This window comes from Bacillus sp. B1-b2 (assembly GCF_009183415.1).
In the GTDB taxonomy this organism is placed as follows: Bacteria; Bacillota; Bacilli; order Bacillales; family Cytobacillaceae; genus Niallia.
The window spans coordinates 1-17,529 of record NZ_WEHU01000031.1; the positions used below are offsets into that span (position 1 = coordinate 1).

The 17,529-nt window shown below is 33.7% G+C and carries 14 protein-coding genes and 4 tRNA genes; 2 read left to right on the forward strand and 16 right to left on the reverse strand.

Annotated elements, in window-relative coordinates:
* Positions 1-584 precede the first annotated feature (584 nt).
* Entirely contained in the window at positions 585-3,752 is a 3,168-nt protein-coding gene (locus tag F9279_RS20860; RefSeq protein ID WP_152116128.1) for an ATP-binding cassette domain-containing protein, read from the reverse strand.
* A 377-nt stretch (positions 3,753-4,129) separates the two neighbouring features.
* Between F9279_RS20860 and F9279_RS20865 the strand changes: the two genes are divergently transcribed.
* Complete coding sequence (locus F9279_RS20865; protein ID WP_152116129.1) at positions 4,130-5,071, forward strand: DUF1672 family protein; 942 nt, start codon at positions 4,130-4,132, stop codon at positions 5,069-5,071.
* A 64-nt stretch (positions 5,072-5,135) separates the two neighbouring features.
* Positions 5,136-5,327 carry a hypothetical protein gene (locus F9279_RS20870; protein WP_152116130.1) on the forward strand — a complete coding sequence of 64 codons (192 nt, stop codon included), beginning with the start codon at positions 5,136-5,138 and terminating at the stop codon, positions 5,325-5,327.
* 329 nt (positions 5,328-5,656) lie between these two features.
* Here F9279_RS20870 and F9279_RS20875 read toward each other — a convergent pair whose 3' ends face one another.
* From F9279_RS20875 to F9279_RS20945, 15 genes are all read right to left on the reverse strand, one after another.
* Positions 5,657-6,640 (reverse strand): macro domain-containing protein, encoded by a 984-nt coding sequence (locus tag F9279_RS20875; protein WP_152116131.1) that lies wholly within the window; start codon positions 6,638-6,640, stop codon positions 5,657-5,659.
* 15 nt (positions 6,641-6,655) lie between these two features.
* Positions 6,656-7,075: a cupin gene (locus F9279_RS20880; protein ID WP_152116132.1), complete on the reverse strand. Its 420-nt coding sequence runs from the start codon at positions 7,073-7,075 to the stop codon at positions 6,656-6,658.
* A 173-nt stretch (positions 7,076-7,248) separates the two neighbouring features.
* On the reverse strand, positions 7,249-7,728 hold the full coding sequence (rlmH, locus tag F9279_RS20885) for a 23S rRNA (pseudouridine(1915)-N(3))-methyltransferase RlmH (RefSeq protein ID WP_152116133.1): 480 nt from the start codon (positions 7,726-7,728) through the stop codon (positions 7,249-7,251).
* 80 nt (positions 7,729-7,808) lie between these two features.
* On the reverse strand, positions 7,809-7,970 hold the full coding sequence (locus tag F9279_RS20890; RefSeq protein WP_152116134.1) for a CxxH/CxxC protein: 162 nt from the start codon (positions 7,968-7,970) through the stop codon (positions 7,809-7,811).
* Positions 7,971-8,191: 221 nt separating this feature from the next.
* A complete protein-coding gene (locus F9279_RS20895) occupies positions 8,192-9,412 on the reverse strand; it encodes a S1C family serine protease (protein WP_413463234.1) in 1,221 nt (406 codons plus the stop codon).
* Between the two features lie 151 nt (positions 9,413-9,563).
* Entirely contained in the window at positions 9,564-10,352 is a 789-nt protein-coding gene (locus F9279_RS20900) for an MBL fold metallo-hydrolase (RefSeq protein WP_152116135.1), read from the reverse strand.
* Between the two features lie 6 nt (positions 10,353-10,358).
* Positions 10,359-11,159: a two-component system regulatory protein YycI gene (locus F9279_RS20905; RefSeq protein WP_152116136.1), complete on the reverse strand. Its 801-nt coding sequence runs from the start codon at positions 11,157-11,159 to the stop codon at positions 10,359-10,361.
* Complete coding sequence (locus F9279_RS20910; protein WP_152116137.1) at positions 11,146-12,474, reverse strand: YycH family regulatory protein; 1,329 nt, start codon at positions 12,472-12,474, stop codon at positions 11,146-11,148. The genes F9279_RS20905 and F9279_RS20910 overlap by 14 nt, the downstream gene beginning before the upstream one ends.
* Positions 12,471-14,300, reverse strand: coding sequence for a cell wall metabolism sensor histidine kinase WalK (walK, locus tag F9279_RS20915; RefSeq protein WP_152116138.1), 1,830 nt, complete (start codon positions 14,298-14,300; stop codon positions 12,471-12,473). Before walK ends, F9279_RS20910 begins: the two co-directional genes overlap by 4 nt.
* An 8-nt stretch (positions 14,301-14,308) precedes the next feature.
* Positions 14,309-15,019, reverse strand: coding sequence for a response regulator YycF (yycF, locus tag F9279_RS20920; RefSeq protein WP_152116139.1), 711 nt, complete (start codon positions 15,017-15,019; stop codon positions 14,309-14,311).
* A gap of 607 nt (positions 15,020-15,626) precedes the next feature.
* A tRNA-Phe gene (locus tag F9279_RS20925) sits at positions 15,627-15,699 on the reverse strand.
* A 58-nt stretch (positions 15,700-15,757) separates the two neighbouring features.
* A tRNA-Asp gene (locus F9279_RS20930) sits at positions 15,758-15,834 on the reverse strand.
* A gap of 32 nt (positions 15,835-15,866) precedes the next feature.
* Positions 15,867-15,938, reverse strand: a tRNA-Glu gene (locus F9279_RS20935).
* A 20-nt stretch (positions 15,939-15,958) separates the two neighbouring features.
* Positions 15,959-16,034 (reverse strand) — tRNA-Lys (locus tag F9279_RS20940).
* A gap of 173 nt (positions 16,035-16,207) precedes the next feature.
* Positions 16,208-17,500 carry an adenylosuccinate synthase gene (locus tag F9279_RS20945; protein WP_152116140.1) on the reverse strand — a complete coding sequence of 431 codons (1,293 nt, stop codon included), beginning with the start codon at positions 17,498-17,500 and terminating at the stop codon, positions 16,208-16,210.
* Positions 17,501-17,529: the final 29 nt, after the last annotated feature.

Consider the following 17,529-nt stretch of genomic DNA (forward strand, 5'->3'; position numbering starts at 1 on the left):
TGTGTTTCACGCTTATGCATTTGGGTCTGCTCATCCAACTACGGGTCTCTCGATTCACCGCATCTCCTTCAAACACTACCTCGCAATAATGCCCTAGATTAGTTTTCATAGGTTGTACCAGTATCCCTATGGGAGGACTTTCACCTCCGAGAGAATCATACCTTCCAGGATTCGGGGCTTGTTATTACCGAAGTAACATCGCCCAACCTATAACAGTAAATTCATGCTTTAAAGCAAAAAGGAGCGACTGCCCGTCGCACAAAGATGACCCCTATTCAATATAGGAATCACCTTCTAGTTGCTTAGTCTCTTTTTTTATTGTGTCCTTGACATGGGTGCCAGTTTAAATCTCCATCTTTTTTTACTAAAACTATGTATGCAGCCATTTAATATAATTTAAGCAAATATTTTTATTAGTTGAACTGAGCTCTATTGCTTTATTCAAAACTTATTATATCCTGGAGAAAAAGGCCTGAACAAATATGATTTATTTGTCCAGGCCTTCATTTATTTCTCTATCATCATTATTGTAGGCTATGCGAGTATATGTCACTACTCAAAATTCATTTATACAACATCATTATTCAAATTTGCTCAAGGCATTGATAAACCGACATCATATCCTGTTTATTTAACTCACGAATACGATTAAAAATCAGGATATCTGCAACATCTTCCGTTAGTAGGCTTTCAGCAACAACATCACTTACTTTGCCTGTTACCCATGTTTGCACGTCTATGCCCTCAACGATTTCCTTGCGCCCTTCATCATTAATGCCACTTGCATAGCAACTTACACATGGAATAGTTAATTTGTACACACCATCATGCAGATTATCTTCTGATATCACTTTCTTTCCTTTACAGAATGGACATGGATGGCTTTTTTTAATTTTATTAATTTGGGTAACTAATTTTTTGTACCCAAATGCTTCATAAACATATGTTAATTTTTTGTATTTTCCATTTGTAAAATACTTATCTATAATCGTTTCTCTTGTTTCATTGATAGCAGGAAAATCACAGATGGTTACTTGATTATTGTTACTGATGGATTCGATATTGTCTTTGATTATATTCCAGAATGGTAAGACATTTTGTAGGACCATTTCATATCCAACAAAGCTTGCTAATTCTAGTTCAAGCATTTTCAGTGCTACTTGTGTTTCCCTTGGTAGCAGAGAGATATCCTCCGTCAAGACCATATCTCCGCCAACAATTGATTTCAATTTTACCAGCTCCGGTAACTTCCCAACTATATTCATTACTTGATCAAGTGGCTGATGAATAATCTCTCGAATATCTGTGTCTCCAAATTGAAGCGGTTTATGGTGATTTAAAACAGTACCATCACAAATGGGGCATGTAATCATTTCTTTAGAAGCTTTCATTTGTTCTTTAATAATTGATTTTGATATGACAATATACCCGCCAATTATGGTGTTAAAGCCTACCCATGTTCTACGTGCCTTACTTTTCTTATCATAAAATGACTTGTCAAAATAACCGTACCAAAATGTATGCTTTTCTTCATCTGACAACTCATTATAGCTTTTTGTGAGATCCTGCCCTAGCTCATTTTTAATCTCTTCAAAGAGAAAATCTATTTTAGGTAATTGATAAAATTTTAATACTTCCATTATTTCTGGATAGAATAGACCATCACAGAATGAAAGATTGCTATCTTGAATCACTAAATCTTTATCAAATATTTCAATCTCAAGACGTCCTGAACATGATGGACAATGATTATCCTGTGAAAAGAAATCAAAACTTCTAGTATTTTTATTAGTTGGATGAGATGCTATTATATGGTTAATCAGACCGCCAATTTCATAAAGAAAACTATACTGGCTATACAAGTGTCTTTCAAGATCAATGGAAATGACTGGTGCAATGGTGTCAGATTCAAATTCACCATAAATCAAACGGGCCATTGATGATAAGCTTTTTAAAATGCCGCCTTTATAGATGTTTTCTGCTCTTTTAAAATACCCTATATGATTTTCTTCTAAATATGTAATGCCATCTTGCTGCTTGAGTGTGGAAGAAATTTTTGATGAAACAGTAAGATCTTCCTTCCTTTTTTCTTCAAAATATTCATCATGGCTGATAACTTCAAGATGCTCCACAGGTGCCGTCTTTCTTTTCCCAAAATCAATTATAAAATCCGAACTTTCTAGCATATAGGCATTATGTTCAATCATTAAGATGGAGACTGATTCATCTTGCAGAATGCCCCTGATACTATCAATGAATTGGTTCAAAATATTTTGCGATAAACCTTTGGAAGGCTCATCAAAAATAAACAACGTATGCGGGTTTCTTGTGTTAGCAAACAACTCTGATACTAAATGAACACATTGAAATTCACCAGTTGATAGTGTTTGTGTTTTTCTTTCTAATGTCAAATAGCCAAGTCCCAGTTTAATCAATAAACTTAAGCGCTTATGAGCGATGTCTTCATTTGGCAGTTCATCAATTATATCTTCAATGGAGCGCTGAAAAATATCATCAATCTCTTCACTATATTTTGTAAGTTTCTTCTTAATATCAAGAAAAGTCGCAACGGTTGACCGATTGGTAATCGATTTGTTTCTGTCTTGACCTACCATAACCAGTTTATCTTTTGGATAACGCTTCAGGAAATCTTTGGTTATACATTCATTGACAAGTGTAGATTTACCGCATCCAGACTCACCCGTAACAGTTACGAGTCTATTTTTGGGAATCTGACATTCAGCCATTTGAATATTACGACAATAAAGGTCATGAAATTGATAGTATTCTGTTGGGATTGCCTGATTTTGTTCCCAATTAATTGGCTGTGGACGTGGTGATTCTTCCACTATTTTTCCACCATATTTTCCACTACCAGGTCCAAAGAACAATTGCTCATCCGTCACATCAAGCACTATGTCAGAATGATCAATGAACCAAATTTGATTCTTATAGCCTAATTGTTTAATTTGTTCTAAAATGTTCAGCAGTGTTTCATGATCAAGACCTACTGAGATTTCATCAATAATAATAACGGTATTTTCACTTACTGCCATGAATTCTGCTAAGTAAAGCCGTGTTAATTCTCCACCTGACAATGTACCCATAATTCGATTTAATGTTAAATAACCAATGTTCATATTGATCATATTTTTAAGAACATGTTGTTTTGCTTCACTAATATGTAAAACTTCTGCTTGTGAAAAAATAGTTTCAATGCTTAAGTTATTGATATCTGAAATCGTATGTGGCTGATCAAATAATTCCATCGTGTATTGTTCCACTTCTTGATTAAAACGTTTCCCCCCACACTTTTTACATTCAACATTTTTGGTCGTTCCACGTCCCTTACAACCTGGACACCAGCCTAATTCATTATTAAATGAAAACATTTCTGGAGATAGCTTAAATTTTTCAGCAAGACACTCACGAATCTCTGTAAACACACCAGTATGTGTGCCAATTGTTGAACGTGGATTGGATGAAATGGATGATCTACCGAGAAAAAGGACTAAAGGCATCTCTTCCATCTTGATAGCACTGAAATTCGTTTCCATAATATTAGAAAACAAATACTGATATTCAGCCTTTGGCAATAAAGAAACAAGACGCTTCTTGGACTCTTCTCCAATGGTTTGACAAAAAGTAGTTTTTCCAGATCCAGACAAACCAGCAATTCCTAATGATTTACCAACTGGAAGCTCTGTATCTAATTTGTCAATATTGTTCGCAATTAATCGGTTTATTTTCATACGTACATCCTCTCTACTCTTATAAGCTCGGTTTTTCCACATTAGTACAGCTACAAATTTAATTGTATTTTTTCGAATCAAAGAACTATTTTATTACTATATCTATTTTATTATTCTTTCACATTGAATTCATTAAAAAACCTATCATTCATCGACAAAAGTTGAGAAGAGATAGGTAAACAATATAATGGAATTGGATAGTCTTCCTTCTTTCTATTATTTCAAGTAACGATATTGAATAGAAAGAACAACTCCCTTAATTTGTTTCCCTATTTATAAAAATGGTAATTCACAACCTTCCTTACTGTAAAGACATCACTATATTCGCTACAATATTAGGTATATGGCACAATCCTTTAGGGAGGATATTCAAAACTATGTACAAGAAGAAAAGAATCTTACTTTGCGGTGTTGGAATAGCAATGATGCTTGGAGGATGCTCAGAAATGGATAATAAAACTACTAATAATGACAATGAAAAGGGAAATGAAGCACATGCTGTACCTTCGAGCGAGACCTTAGTGAGCGTTCAGGATTACACTGGTGAAGGTTATGCTCTTCCATACGGGAAAGAAACCGATAAGCTTGCTGAAGAGAACCGAGATCAGATAGAAAATACAGCTATAAAGTTTTTTAAGAAACAATACAAAACGGATGTTTATATACATAATGTAGTCGGTGCCCTTGATGGGGCTACCATTTTTGTTGAGTCCAAAGAGGAGCCGCATTTCTATACGTATGCGGTTGTACCAATTAATGAACAAGAAAAGAAAGTAATGGCAGATAACATTTGGGTAGATGAATTTAAGGTGGAAAATGCCATTAAAGGTGGTCTGTATCAAATGATTTTTCCTGAAGAATTTAAAAATCTCAATACATACCTCGAATCTCTTGAAGCTAAAGGGGAAGTTACTGGTAAAACAAAAGAAACCCTCCAAAGTGTTGGTGGTCATGGATATATGACTCCCTATTACTTTATAGCTTTAACAAGTAAAGAAGAGGCAATCCAACCAGTTTATGATCTTTATATAAGCAATCCTGATGAAAGTATAGAAAATTTGCATAATGCTTATAATGGAGAATTATTTGCACCTGAAAATTTTAAAATTAACATCCAACTATTTATGAACGACAAGCATGCAAACCCTAGCGTAGATTTATTTAATCAGATCACAAAGGAGCTAGAAGATATGAGCGAGATACCTAAAGGCACCTACAGCTTCTCTCTTAATGATAACTTCATAGATGAACAAAGTGCGGAGGGAGCTAAAGATAATTCACTAAAACGGAGTTATCCGGATTATATTATTAAGGAATAAGTGGGTGAATATGTGAAGATAATGGAGCGGTCACCAAAGGTTAATACAGATAACTTATCCACTATTGGTATTTGAATTACAAATAAGTGGTACCGACTATATAGTATTGGATATTCACTATGAAGATCTAACTGTTCTTGATTCTATGACAGTATTAAATATGGAGATAGAGGAACTATCCATTATTTATGTCGGCACAGTTGCAAGCAGAAAATACGGTAAACAGGTTATCCTTACAGATGACAGCTTTAAGTGAGCTAACTTCAGCAAGAATAGCACCGCGTATATATAGAAGCAGTGCTGTTTCTTTGAAATAGGCAATTTGTAATTGGGTCAGTTAGCAAGTTAAAGAAAATAGTTATCATAAAGAGATTGGGTTGTAATAGTGTTTTCATTTGTAAATTGGAGTTCTCTTTAACATCAATAATAATCTTTAGATATTGTTATAATCTAAAAACCTGAATTACTTATTTATGGTTCAGAGTTATAGTCTAAATATAATATAAAACTGAAATAAAACATAAAAAAATCACTTTTGTATTATTTTAACTTAATTCATAATATTTATTATTAATAATGTCTTTCCTAAACAGCTTCAGCAGTAGGTATATCCCTTTCAATTTCACTTTTAATTTTAGAATATGAAAAACTCCCCATTCCACACTCCATGTCAATATGTCTTTTTATTTCCATAATACTTTCAACTGTTTCAAAATCTTTATAATATATTGAAACTACTAATCTTCTTGCTAAACGGCGTTCATTAATACGTGTGTAATTTGCAAAAGCAGAAATTAAATACTTTGCTACTTCTTCATGTGTTAATGGTCCTCCTGATGATTTCGTACCAATTAGAGGAATTACTAATGTATAATCCGTATAATGATTAGACATTTCTTCAAATAATTTTTCAAGAGAGAAAATTAAATCCTTTCTAGTAGAAGCGAATTTGCCTTGAATATTAGAATTAACCGGTTCACACATTGCTAATAAACCTACTTCATAATGATTATCTTTACTTGGATTTAATGTACACAATGTTCCATATGGATAGATAGGTAATTGATTAATATCATGTTTAATAACTAAATGTTTTAGTTGATTATGTATTTTGCTAGTTAATTGTTGATATTCTTCGTCAGAAAGGATAGATAGGTAATTATTTATTAAACTACTGGAATTGATGTAATCTTTATCGATACAAAAACGATTGTTTACACCCATAATAACAGCAACTCTTTCATTTTCTCCACCATCTCCCTTGAACCTATCAACAACTTCCCAAAAAGAGCCTACTTCATATCCTATTGATACTTTTTTACCTGTTAAATCTAATGAATACCTTTTTTTAAAACTATTATAATTTCGCCATATTTCTAAACTAGTTTTCAGATAATATCCTGTTATTACAATTGCACATAAGATTAGAAACCATTTAATACTTTCAACTAATAGATTATTATCAATATTTTTACAGAATGTATAAACAGCACTGAGAACACCCCATTGACCAAACATTTGAAGTATTCGTTTACCAATTGTTACAGAAATTCTATTTTCTTTACGCACTTTTCATTACTCCCTTTAAATTTCGATTTTTAGCCAAAATTCGGTTGCTGCATCAATTTCAATGACTTGTTTATCATTCAAACTAGGATATTTAAAAAATATAATTTTCGTATTTGCAGCTGACTTTTGTGCATAAGGAGTCTCCTTATTTACAATATAAAAATCACCTTCATGTAATTTAATAACTTCTTCTGTTAATAGATTTTTAATTTCCGAACGTCCTTGTAAAATCATTTGATATTCAGTTACCTCTTTATGAATATGAGGTTTATCAGCTGTAAAATCTTTATAATGAGAAATTCCCACTTCTACATTGTTATCATGAATGTGCGGTAACATTTGTGGAGATTTCAAATTTCCAACTAAATATTGTCGTTCGTTATTTTTTAACACATTATCTAACGTTTCTTTACTTATCTTCTTTATATCCCCCATAAAATCCTCCACTTGTAAATATTGGTATTATAATACTATCATGTCATGTTCTATAAATACATTGCAATATACAATTTAATAAAGAATTCGGTTATTGCATTTATTTAAATAATTCAAAGAACACTAAAAATGTTTTTATGCACATTTTAAGTGTCCCTCTTTGTTAAGTTTATTTACTTATGATACGGTTCCCCCCGATTAATCCGAAACGCCCGATAAACCTGCTCCACCAATATCAGCCGCATCAACTGATGAGGAAACGTCATTTTACTAAAAGATAACTTATCATCCGCTCTTTTCAATACTTCCTCACTTAACCCTAACGATCCGCCAATGATAAAAGTCACCTTACTCTTCCCATATGTAGCGAGCTTATCTAGCATATCTGCCAACTCTTCAGAAGACCTCTGCTTCCCTTCAATAGCCAGCGCAACAACATGTGCATCCACCGCAACTTTCGCAAGTATCCTTTCTCCTTCTTTTTTCTTCACCTGCAGCATTTCTGCTTCTGATAGAATTTCGGGAGCTTTTTCATCTGGTACTTCAATAATTTCTATCTTAGAATAGCTTGATAGCCTTTTTATATATTCTTCAATTCCTTGTTTTAAATATTTTTCTTTTAGCTTTCCAACGGTAACAATTGAGATATTCACATGCTTTCCTCACTTTACGAACAAGATATCCACAAAACTTATCCACATATCCACATTTTTAGTCCACATCTTGTATGGAATCACGTGTTCGCCACCATATATATGGCTGGATTTTTGCAATATTCACAGGCTGTTGATAACTTTTCTTCCTCGGAAACCTGTTCTAAAATAGGGAACGTTTCATGCTCATTTACAATGGTATCTATTGCTATATCAACGTGTTCAGCACAACTATAAATCATTTTTATTTCTCCTTTTAACATACATTTAGTTTGATTTTTCTAAAATAAACTGTGGATAAATAGTTTTACCCACTTACTTTTACTTATCCACATTACATCTTAACATGCTTGCAAAAAACTGCAATACTTTAACCATTCTTTCTATTTTTCACGCAAAATCTTATTGTTATTCTCCAAAAAAAGACACTAACTTGGAATTTAGTTAGTGTCCCCTTTTCTTTTTACATCTGATCTTCTAATAAAATAATTGTCCTTGTTTGTAGCTCACCCTCTCGGTAGAACTTTATCTTCATTTTTTCGCCGATTTTCTTCTCTGTATAAAGATGTTTTCTTAGAGAAATAAGATCTGGGATTTCCTTACCGTCTAATTCTACAATAACATCTAGTTCTTTCAAGCCTGCTTGCTGTGCTGGTGAATCTGGTGTAACTACTTTTACTGCTACCCCTGTTGTTATATCTTCTGGTAGTTTCAGCGCTTCTTGCTGATAATAACCTGGGATATCACTAACAGATTGCAACTCCAAACCCATATATGGTCTTTTCACTTCTCCATATTGCTCTAGATCTTCTATAATAGGAATAGCTGAGTTTATGGGTATAGCAAGACCTATTCCTTCTACTGACGACTCTGCGATTTTCATACTATTAATACCAATCAGCTGCCCCTCTATGTTTACAAGAGCTCCACCACTATTCCCAGGATTAATAGCTGCATCAGTTTGCAGAACTTCCGATTGCCAATCTGCTAATCCATCCTCATTGATATCTACTGGTATTGTTCTTTCTAAACCAGAGATAATTCCTTGTGTTACCGATCCAGAAAAAGTTAAGCCTAGAGGATTTCCAATTGCAATAACAGGTTCTCCAGCTTTTAACGTACTAGAATCGCCAAATTCTGCTACTTTTGATACCTCATTTGCATTTACCTCTACCACTGCTAAATCAGTCCAAATATCTCCCCCAATAAGCTTTGCACTAATCTTTTTTCCATCCGATAAAGTAACCTCTATCTCAGTTGCTCCCTGTACCACATGATTATTGGTTACAATAAAAGCTTTCTTTCCGCTTTTCTTATAAATCACCCCTGAACCAGTACCAGCTTCTTCTGCTGCTGTTTCATCTGCCCAAAATTCAGAGGATTGCAGATTGGTGATACCAACAACAGAATCAGCAGCTTTTTCTACTGCCTTTATAACATCTGTCTCAACACCAACAGAAACTTCTTGAGTGGTAATCCCATCTGAAAAAGAGAGACCATTATTATCTGTTGTATCATACTTAAATAACCCTAAACCCGATAAACGTGGTATCAATAATACTACCATTAATGCTCCAATAACAGCACCAATAAGTCCAGAATAGAAATATCCTTTGCCTGACTTACGTTTTGGACTTCTGCCCTGATTTCCATAATCATAGCCCATGCACTTCATTCCCTTCATATTGTATTAACTACTTGTTATAAATGTAGATTTATTCAAAAGAAAATCTCTGTTTGCCTATCTATTATTTTTCCTTTTTTTTAATAAAAAAAACGAGAATACAAAAGATGGTTGAAATATTTACTCAACTCTAATAAAAAAGTAGCTATCTCTATATAGCCATTAGTTTAGTTGGTACTTTTGGATCTGTATCAAATAAGTTCAATTGCTCTCCTAAGCCAACTCCTCGGCTTTCTAATGTCTGAGCAACAGACATTCTAGCTAAATCCTTCATATTATTATCTAAGCTTAAGTGAGCAAGATAGATATGCTTGGTGCGGTCACCTATTACTTCACTCATTGCAATCGCAGCATCCTCATTACAAACATGTCCTACATCACTTAGAATTCTTCTTTTTATATTCCAAGGATATTTTCCCATTCTTAACATTTGCACATCATGATTACTCTCAAAGACATAAGAATCTGCATTTGAGATAATCCCTTTCATACGATCACTCACATAGCCAGTATCTGTTATCAGAACTAACTTGCTTTCTCCTTGATGAAAGATATAAAACATCGGCTCAGCAGCATCATGTGACACACCGAATGATTCAATAGATAAATCTCCAAATGTCTTGACTGTTTCCATATCGAACTGAAACTTTTGCTCTGTTGGTACTTCTCCAATTAAAGGATTCATTGCTCTCCATGTCTTTTCATTAGCATATACAGGTAATTTATACTTTCTAGCGACAATTCCAACGCCCTTTATATGATCACTATGCTCATGTGTGACTAATATTCCTGACAAATCACTCATTTTTCGATCAATGCCTGCAAATAGACTTTCCATTTGCTTACCACTTAACCCTGCATCTACTAAAAATGAATGTTCCCCTGATTCTACAAATATGGCATTTCCCGTACTGCCACTTGCGAGAACGCTAAAACGCATTTTCTCTCACTCCACTTTCAATTCCTCTGTTTCTGGTTGAATAATTTCTCCAGCTAGTGCATTTACATAATAATTCTTATCATCTACTGTTATCTTCCATGTTGGTGTGAGTAGCTGTGCTGATGTATCTAGCTGTGTATAATAACCTAATTCCATTTTGCTTACAAAAGCATCACTATCAATATAGCTGTTTTTAAATAAAGAGAGAATAACTTCTAATGGTGAAATAATATTTTCTTTTTCATCCATTTCTTTTATATTCTCAAGATATGTTTGATTATAAGAAACAATCTTATTCTCTTCATTTAAGTTAAAGATTAATGCACCCTTTAAATTACGATAAAGTGTTTTTTGGCCATATTGCTGGTAATAGGTTATAGTATTTCCTTTCTTCTCCCAAAAGTGATACTCTGTCCCATTGTAAACCTGATTAGATAAAAATTCTGCCAAATCACCTGAGCTAAAATCATCTTCTACTTCGATGGGCTTTTCCAAGACAGATTGTAGATTAATACTATCTCTTATCGTTATGACTTGGTCTTTTAAAATTCCTTTTTCAAGCTCCTCTAGTTCTTCTACACTAAAGGTCTTTGATTTTGCAGATAGATATTGATCCTTTTGTTTATTCATAGGTATATTCTTTTTGTCATAATCAATACCTAATTGAGCAAGTATATTCGCTGCTGATTCTTCTGTATTATCATCTGCTTTTTGCGATTCTTTTAGCTGTGTATATTCGTAAATCAAATATATATCTAGTAATAAGAAGGCAATAATGAATATTGTCTTTATCTTACTCCAATCCATCTACATTGCCTCCTGTTCCATCTGAGGATAACTGATACCACTTATTATCATATTGATAAAACCAGGTAGGCTGTAAGGAAACAATGCTCTGTGAATCTACTTGCATATTATAACCTAGTACAATATTCTGGATTTTTTCTTGCTTCACTTTTTTATTATTTTGGAAATAAAGTAAAACATCTTGTCCAGATGATACTGTTTCTTTAGAAAAATCAAATGGTGTATTTGTATTAATGATGACTAAATTATTGGTAAAAAGTCTTTGTGCTATGCTATTCTCCCAATCTAACCGAATATCAGATATTTGTGTAGTTAAGTTAAATACTGGCATTCCATTGGTGTTATATAAGCGAAAAGTTACTCTTGTATCATCATCATTACCTACATATAAGTAATTATTAATCCAGCCTCCACGCTGATTCATCAATTCAATGCTATTACTGATAATATGATTTTGATTGTTTAGCTCATTCGTTATCCCTGATGGTTTAAAGAAGCTAACAACATGTGTATCTTTGTATATTCTCAATAACCCTGAATCATCGGTATACTCTTCCCAGTTTGAATATATTTCTTTTTGAGCAATACTAGGATTACTGAATAATGCTCTTTTCAAACGAATGGATTCAATTTTTCTTGTAAAATACTTATATTTATTTACTTCTACTTTTTCTTTCGGTAAATAAATTAAGTATTGATCATTCGGTCTGTAAGCAAAATACGTTAGATAAGCGGACTCTGCCTCTTTCACATGCTTTTTAAAAGCTTCTAATTTCTCCACGTCTTGAGCAACTATCGACGTTTCATAAACACGCTTATTGGATTGAGAGATAAAGTATACTGCCGCTTTATTTTCTGCATTAAGCGTATACGATAGGATAATAGTATCAAAGTCGAAGGAATTATCTCCTTCCATACCTAATATATTTTTATATATTCCAAAAGGAACGTCTCCTGGAAATCTTAACTCTATACTATTCGTACGATTCTCCATAAATTGAGAGACATTCTCTACTTCCGAGGAGATATTTTGAAAACTATCAAAACTGAATTGCTTTAATAAATCTACTAATGAATTCAATTCCTCTACAGAAACTGTACCATAATGATCGCCTTCCATGTGCTGGTAAATTCTATCTGGTTTAACCACTTGGCCAATTTCCTTGGTTGCACCTATTCTTTCTTGCTCCATGGTAGAGCCACTATCTACTGCTTCAATATTACCACCTTGATCTGTCCAAAGTAGATAATATAATAGCAAACTAAGAGCAATAAGAAATATTAATATTCCACTTTTTGCGCTCTCATATTTCATCCCCAATCATCCTCTTCAGATGGTATATAAGGAAGGGTGAAGGAGATTTTTGTCCCTTTTCCTTCTTTACTAGAAGCCCAAATTCTTCCCCCATGAGCCTCTACCATTTCCTTTGCTATTGCAAGACCTAAACCTGTACCTCCAAGCTTACGTGTTCTGGCCTTATCTACTCTGTAAAAACGGTCAAAAATTTTCTCTATATTTTCTTTAGGTATTCCTACCCCATTATCAGAGACACTTACAATGATTTGCTGCTCTTGTTCTTTAATAGAGAAGGTTATTTTTCCACCCTCTGGTGAATACTTCATCGCATTAGAAATAATATTATCTAGTACCTGTGTTAGCTTGTCTTCATCAATTTCGACAAAAGCCACCTTCTTCGGTAACTTTCTTACAAATGTAACATTTTGCTCTTTCGTTAATTCAAATCGATCAATTATTCGATTATAAAATACGATGAAATCAATTAATTCTTTATTTAATTGGTAATCACGACTATCCAGTTTAGATAATTGCAGTAAATCATTTACTAAACGAATCATTCGCTCCGTTTCATTCTGGGTTACATTTAGGAATTTTGGAGCTAATTCATCATCCTTCCATGCGCCATCAGAAAGAGCCTCTACATAGCTTCTCATGGTCGTTAACGGTGTTCTTAACTCATGTGATACGTTCGCAACAAATTCTTTTCTTTCCATATCTATTTTTTCTTGCTCTGTAATATCATGTAACACTGTAATTAAGCCATTAACAAAACCTGTTTCCTTTTGAATTACAGAAAAGTTAGCTCTTAAAATATAAGGTTCATAGTGTGTACTATAATCCAATATGACAGACTCTCTTTCCTCTAACAGCTCATCAAAGGTATATTTTCCATTCAAATCAAGAAGATTAATAATAGGTTCACTGAGTACTGTTTCACGTGAAACATCTAACATTTTAGCCGCAGGCTCATTAATTAAAATAATACGCCCTTTTCGATCGGTAGCAATTACACCATCAGTCATATAAGATAGCACGGAGGATAACTTTCGCCTTTCGCTTTCTGTAGTTGCCTGTGATTCTTGGAGCTTTTTCGTTAAATTATTAAAAGTAATAGCAAGCTGACCAATTTCGTCGAAGCCATATACCTTTACCTTCCTAGAAAAATTTCCTCTTGCTAAGGCAAAAGCATGTTTTTGCATATCGGAAATAGGCTTGGTAATAGTCCTCGCCAAGAGTACACCTAAAACTGCTGTAATAATAAGGGTTATGCCTGTCCCCTTTTGGAATATTTGATTGATATTTTCTATCTGTTTATAAACATTTTCAATCTTTCCTTCTAGATAAATGGCACCAACTATTTGATCTCCTTCTGTTTTGATAGGAGTAATTTGCACATAGATAGTGGAACCTTGTTCTTCCTTAATAGGATTATCTTGCTGACTTGAATTGGTTAACACTCTTCTTACCGAGTTATTGACCATTTTCTGGCCTACTAGATTTTGATTTTCAGGCTCAGATGTTCCTACAATTACACCGTTACTGTCTACTACTCTTATTTCTTTAATGTCACTGGAATTATTATCACTAAGTATTCTTCTTATATCTTCCTCTAAAGTAGCATCGCCTTTTTCAGAAGAACGCTCTTTTACCAGTTGCTCCTCTAGGTAAATAGATAAGATATTTACTTTATCCTGGATTGATGTTTTAAAACTATCTAGCAAAGTATTTTGCAAGGTTTGAGCAAAATACACACCTATAATTTGAATGGAAATAAGAATAAGTAACACAATAACCATCACCAGTTTTACATGAATCGAACGAAAAAAACCGACTTTCTTCATTAATTCTATTACTCCTGTTCAGGGTTTCTTAAATAATATCCTACACCTCTTCTTGTTACGATCCAAGATGGATGACTAGGATTATCTTCTATTTTTTCTCTTAGTCTTCTTACTGTTACGTCCACTGTTCGTACATCTCCATAGTAATCATAGCCCCATACTGTCTGTAAAAGGTGCTCACGTGTCATTACTTGACCAATATGTTTAGCTAAATAATGGAGAAGTTCAAATTCACGATGTGTTAATTCAATCATTTCTCCCCTTTTTGAAACAATATAAGCATCAGGGTGAATAGTTAAGGCACCTACATCTATTTCATTAGTTTCTTTTTCATCCTCCACTGCAGCAGGAACCTGCTGATGTCTTCTTAGATTTGCTTTAACACGAGCAATTAATTCTCTTGTGCTAAAAGGCTTTGTCACATAATCATCTGCACCAAGCTCTAATCCTAATACTTTATCTATTTCTGAATCCTTAGCTGTAAGCATAATAATGGGCATTTCATGCTTCTTTCTAATTTCACGACATACTTCCATCCCATCACGTTGTGGTAGCATGATATCTAATAACACCAAGTCAGGATTAATTTCTTCTACCTTTTCTAAGGCATCATTTCCATCGTATGCACAAGTAACTTCAAATCCTTCTTTTTTTAAATTGAATTGTAATATATCTGCAATTGGTTTTTCATCATCAACAACTAGTATTTTCTTATTCATATTCTCATTCTCCTTATTCGAAGTAATCTATGTCTTTAGTTTTTATCTATATTGTTTACTACTACTGTCTACTTTACCAAATTAAATTTATATAATCACTTTTTTTCTATTTAGTAAAAAAAAATCCCTCTAAAAGAGGGTTTCACATGTATGGAGATCATACTTATCCAACTAATTGAAGAAATAATACATTTTTTTATTAATTTTTGAAACTTTTTAGATGAGCTAATCGTCTAATAGATGAGTTTCATTTTCCCTTAATTTTGGCAAAGAGATATTTATATCTCTTTGTCCTTTTTTATTTCTATTGCTATTTCTTCTATTTTTTTCTTCCTCTAATTGTCTAGAATGATCACTTCATTATTTCACTTTAACATAAAATAATATAAATATTAGTTTTGCCATTAGATTGTAATATAATTGTTGTCTATTTAACATGATGAGCCTAGTCTTTTTGTAAGGTAATTAAATAAGGAGTAAACTAAGTTTCCTATTGGTAAACAATATAGGAGTATAACTGATCATTTATGAGGGATTAGTTATTTACGGGGAAATAATTTTGAGCATAAAAAAACAACTAACTGAAAGTCGTTGTTATTATTAAAGGTGGCTCAGGACGGAATCGAACCGCCGACACAAGGATTTTCAGTCCTTTGCTCTACCGACTGAGCTACTGAGCCATACTATTTATTATGTATAAAAGAATCTATTTTACTATGCTTTGCATAGTAGGGAAAATGGCGGTCCGGACGGGACTCGAACCCGCGACCTCCTGCGTGACAGGCAGGCATTCTAACCAACTGAACTACCGGACCATTTTTTTATATTCTTCTATTTTAAGAGAATATGACCCATACGGGATTCGAACCCGTGTTACCGCCGTGAAAGGGCGGTGTCTTAACCGCTTGACCAATGGGCCTTAATAGTATTATTTAAAAATGGTGAGCCATGAAGGATTCGAACCTTCGACCCTCTGATTAAAAGTCAGATGCTCTACCGACTGAGCTAATGGCTCATACATATGAGCATTTCACTTGCAAAATTTATTTCATTTGCGACGCTTTTTATATTATCACAGGTTCTAACTAAATAGCAATAGTTTTTTTAAACTTTTTAAAAAAAAACTATTATTTCATAACAGAATCTCAATAGAATGCTTCTTCTATTGAGATTCTTTGCTATCTTCTATTAACTTTGTCTCCAAGGACTGTGTACTACATTTGTTTGCATACGATCAGGTCCTACTGAGAAAATAGACAATGGGATACCTGTTAGTTGAGATACTCGCTCTAAATAATGACGAGCATTTTCAGGTAACTCATTTAATGTTTTACAACCAGTAATATCCTCTGACCAACCTGGAAGTTCCTCATATACTGGTTCACACTCTGCTAAAATTTTCAAGCTTGCTGGGAATTCTTCCATCACTTCCCCTTTGTATTTATAAGCTACACAAATTTTCAGCTTTTCTATACCAGTTAATACATCGATAGAATTTAAAGATAAGTCTGTAATACCACTTACACGACGAGCGTGACGAACCACTACACTATCAAACCAACCTACGCGGCGTGGTCTTCCCGTTGTAGTACCATATTCGCGTCCAACTTCTCTAATTTGATGACCGATTTCATTATCTAGTTCTGTTGGGAATGGTCCATCCCCTACTCTAGTTGTATAGGCTTTTGAAACACCTACTACATGTTTTATTTTTGTCGGACCTACACCAGATCCTATTGTAACCCCACCTGCAACTGGATTGGAAGAAGTAACAAATGGATATGTACCTTGGTCGATATCTAACATTACACCTTGAGCACCTTCAAAAAGAACACGACGTCCATCATCTAAGGCATCATTTAATACAACAGATGTATCACAAACATATTGTTTAATTTGTTGACCATATTCATAATATTCATCTAGAATATCCTCAATTTTAAACCCTTCTGTCTCATAGATACGCTCTAATAAACGGTTCTTCTCTTCTAGGTTTCTCGTTAATTTTTCTTCAAATGCTTCACGATCTAATAAATCAGCTATACGAATACCTACGCGAGCCGCTTTATCCATGTAAGCCGGACCAATTCCTTTTTTCGTTGTACCAATCTTATTAGCACCTTTACTTTCTTCCTCTACCTCATCTAATTTCAAATGATATGGAAGAATAACATGTGCACGATTGCTAATTCTCAAGTTATCTGTGCTAACATTACGATCATGTAAGTACTTTAATTCAGCGATGATTGCTTTTGGATCAACAACCATTCCATTTCCTACCACACTAATTTTATCTTTATAGAATATTCCAGATGGAATTAAGTGTAACTTATATGTTTCACCATTAAATTTAATGGTATGTCCCGCATTATTACCGCCTTGATATCGTGCGATTACTTCTGCATTTTCAGATAAGAAATCGGTAATTTTACCTTTTCCTTCATCTCCCCACTGCGTTCCTACGACTACTACTGATGACATCCTAGAGCACCTCCAAGGTTTCTATATCT

Coding starts and splice junctions, on each gene's coding strand:
- F9279_RS20905 (WP_152116136.1), bottom strand. CDS start 11,159: ATGGATTGGAGTAAGATAAAGACAATATTCATTATTGCCTTCTTATTA.
- F9279_RS20900 (WP_152116135.1), bottom strand. CDS start 10,352: ATGCGTTTTAGCGTTCTCGCAAGTGGCAGTACGGGAAATGCCATATTT.
- F9279_RS20865 (WP_152116129.1), top strand. CDS start 4,130: ATGTACAAGAAGAAAAGAATCTTACTTTGCGGTGTTGGAATAGCAATG.
- yycF (WP_152116139.1), bottom strand. CDS start 15,019: ATGAATAAGAAAATACTAGTTGTTGATGATGAAAAACCAATTGCAGAT.
- F9279_RS20890 (WP_152116134.1), bottom strand. CDS start 7,970: ATGATTTATAGTTGTGCTGAACACGTTGATATAGCAATAGATACCATT.
- F9279_RS20880 (WP_152116132.1), bottom strand. CDS start 7,075: ATGGGGGATATAAAGAAGATAAGTAAAGAAACGTTAGATAATGTGTTA.
- F9279_RS20910 (WP_152116137.1), bottom strand. CDS start 12,474: ATGAAATATGAGAGCGCAAAAAGTGGAATATTAATATTTCTTATTGCT.
- F9279_RS20860 (WP_152116128.1), bottom strand. CDS start 3,752: ATGAAAATAAACCGATTAATTGCGAACAATATTGACAAATTAGATACA.
- walK (WP_152116138.1), bottom strand. CDS start 14,300: ATGAAGAAAGTCGGTTTTTTTCGTTCGATTCATGTAAAACTGGTGATG.
- F9279_RS20895 (WP_413463234.1), bottom strand. CDS start 9,412: ATGAAGGGAATGAAGTGCATGGGCTATGATTATGGAAATCAGGGCAGA.
- F9279_RS20945 (WP_152116140.1), bottom strand. CDS start 17,500: ATGTCATCAGTAGTAGTCGTAGGAACGCAGTGGGGAGATGAAGGAAAA.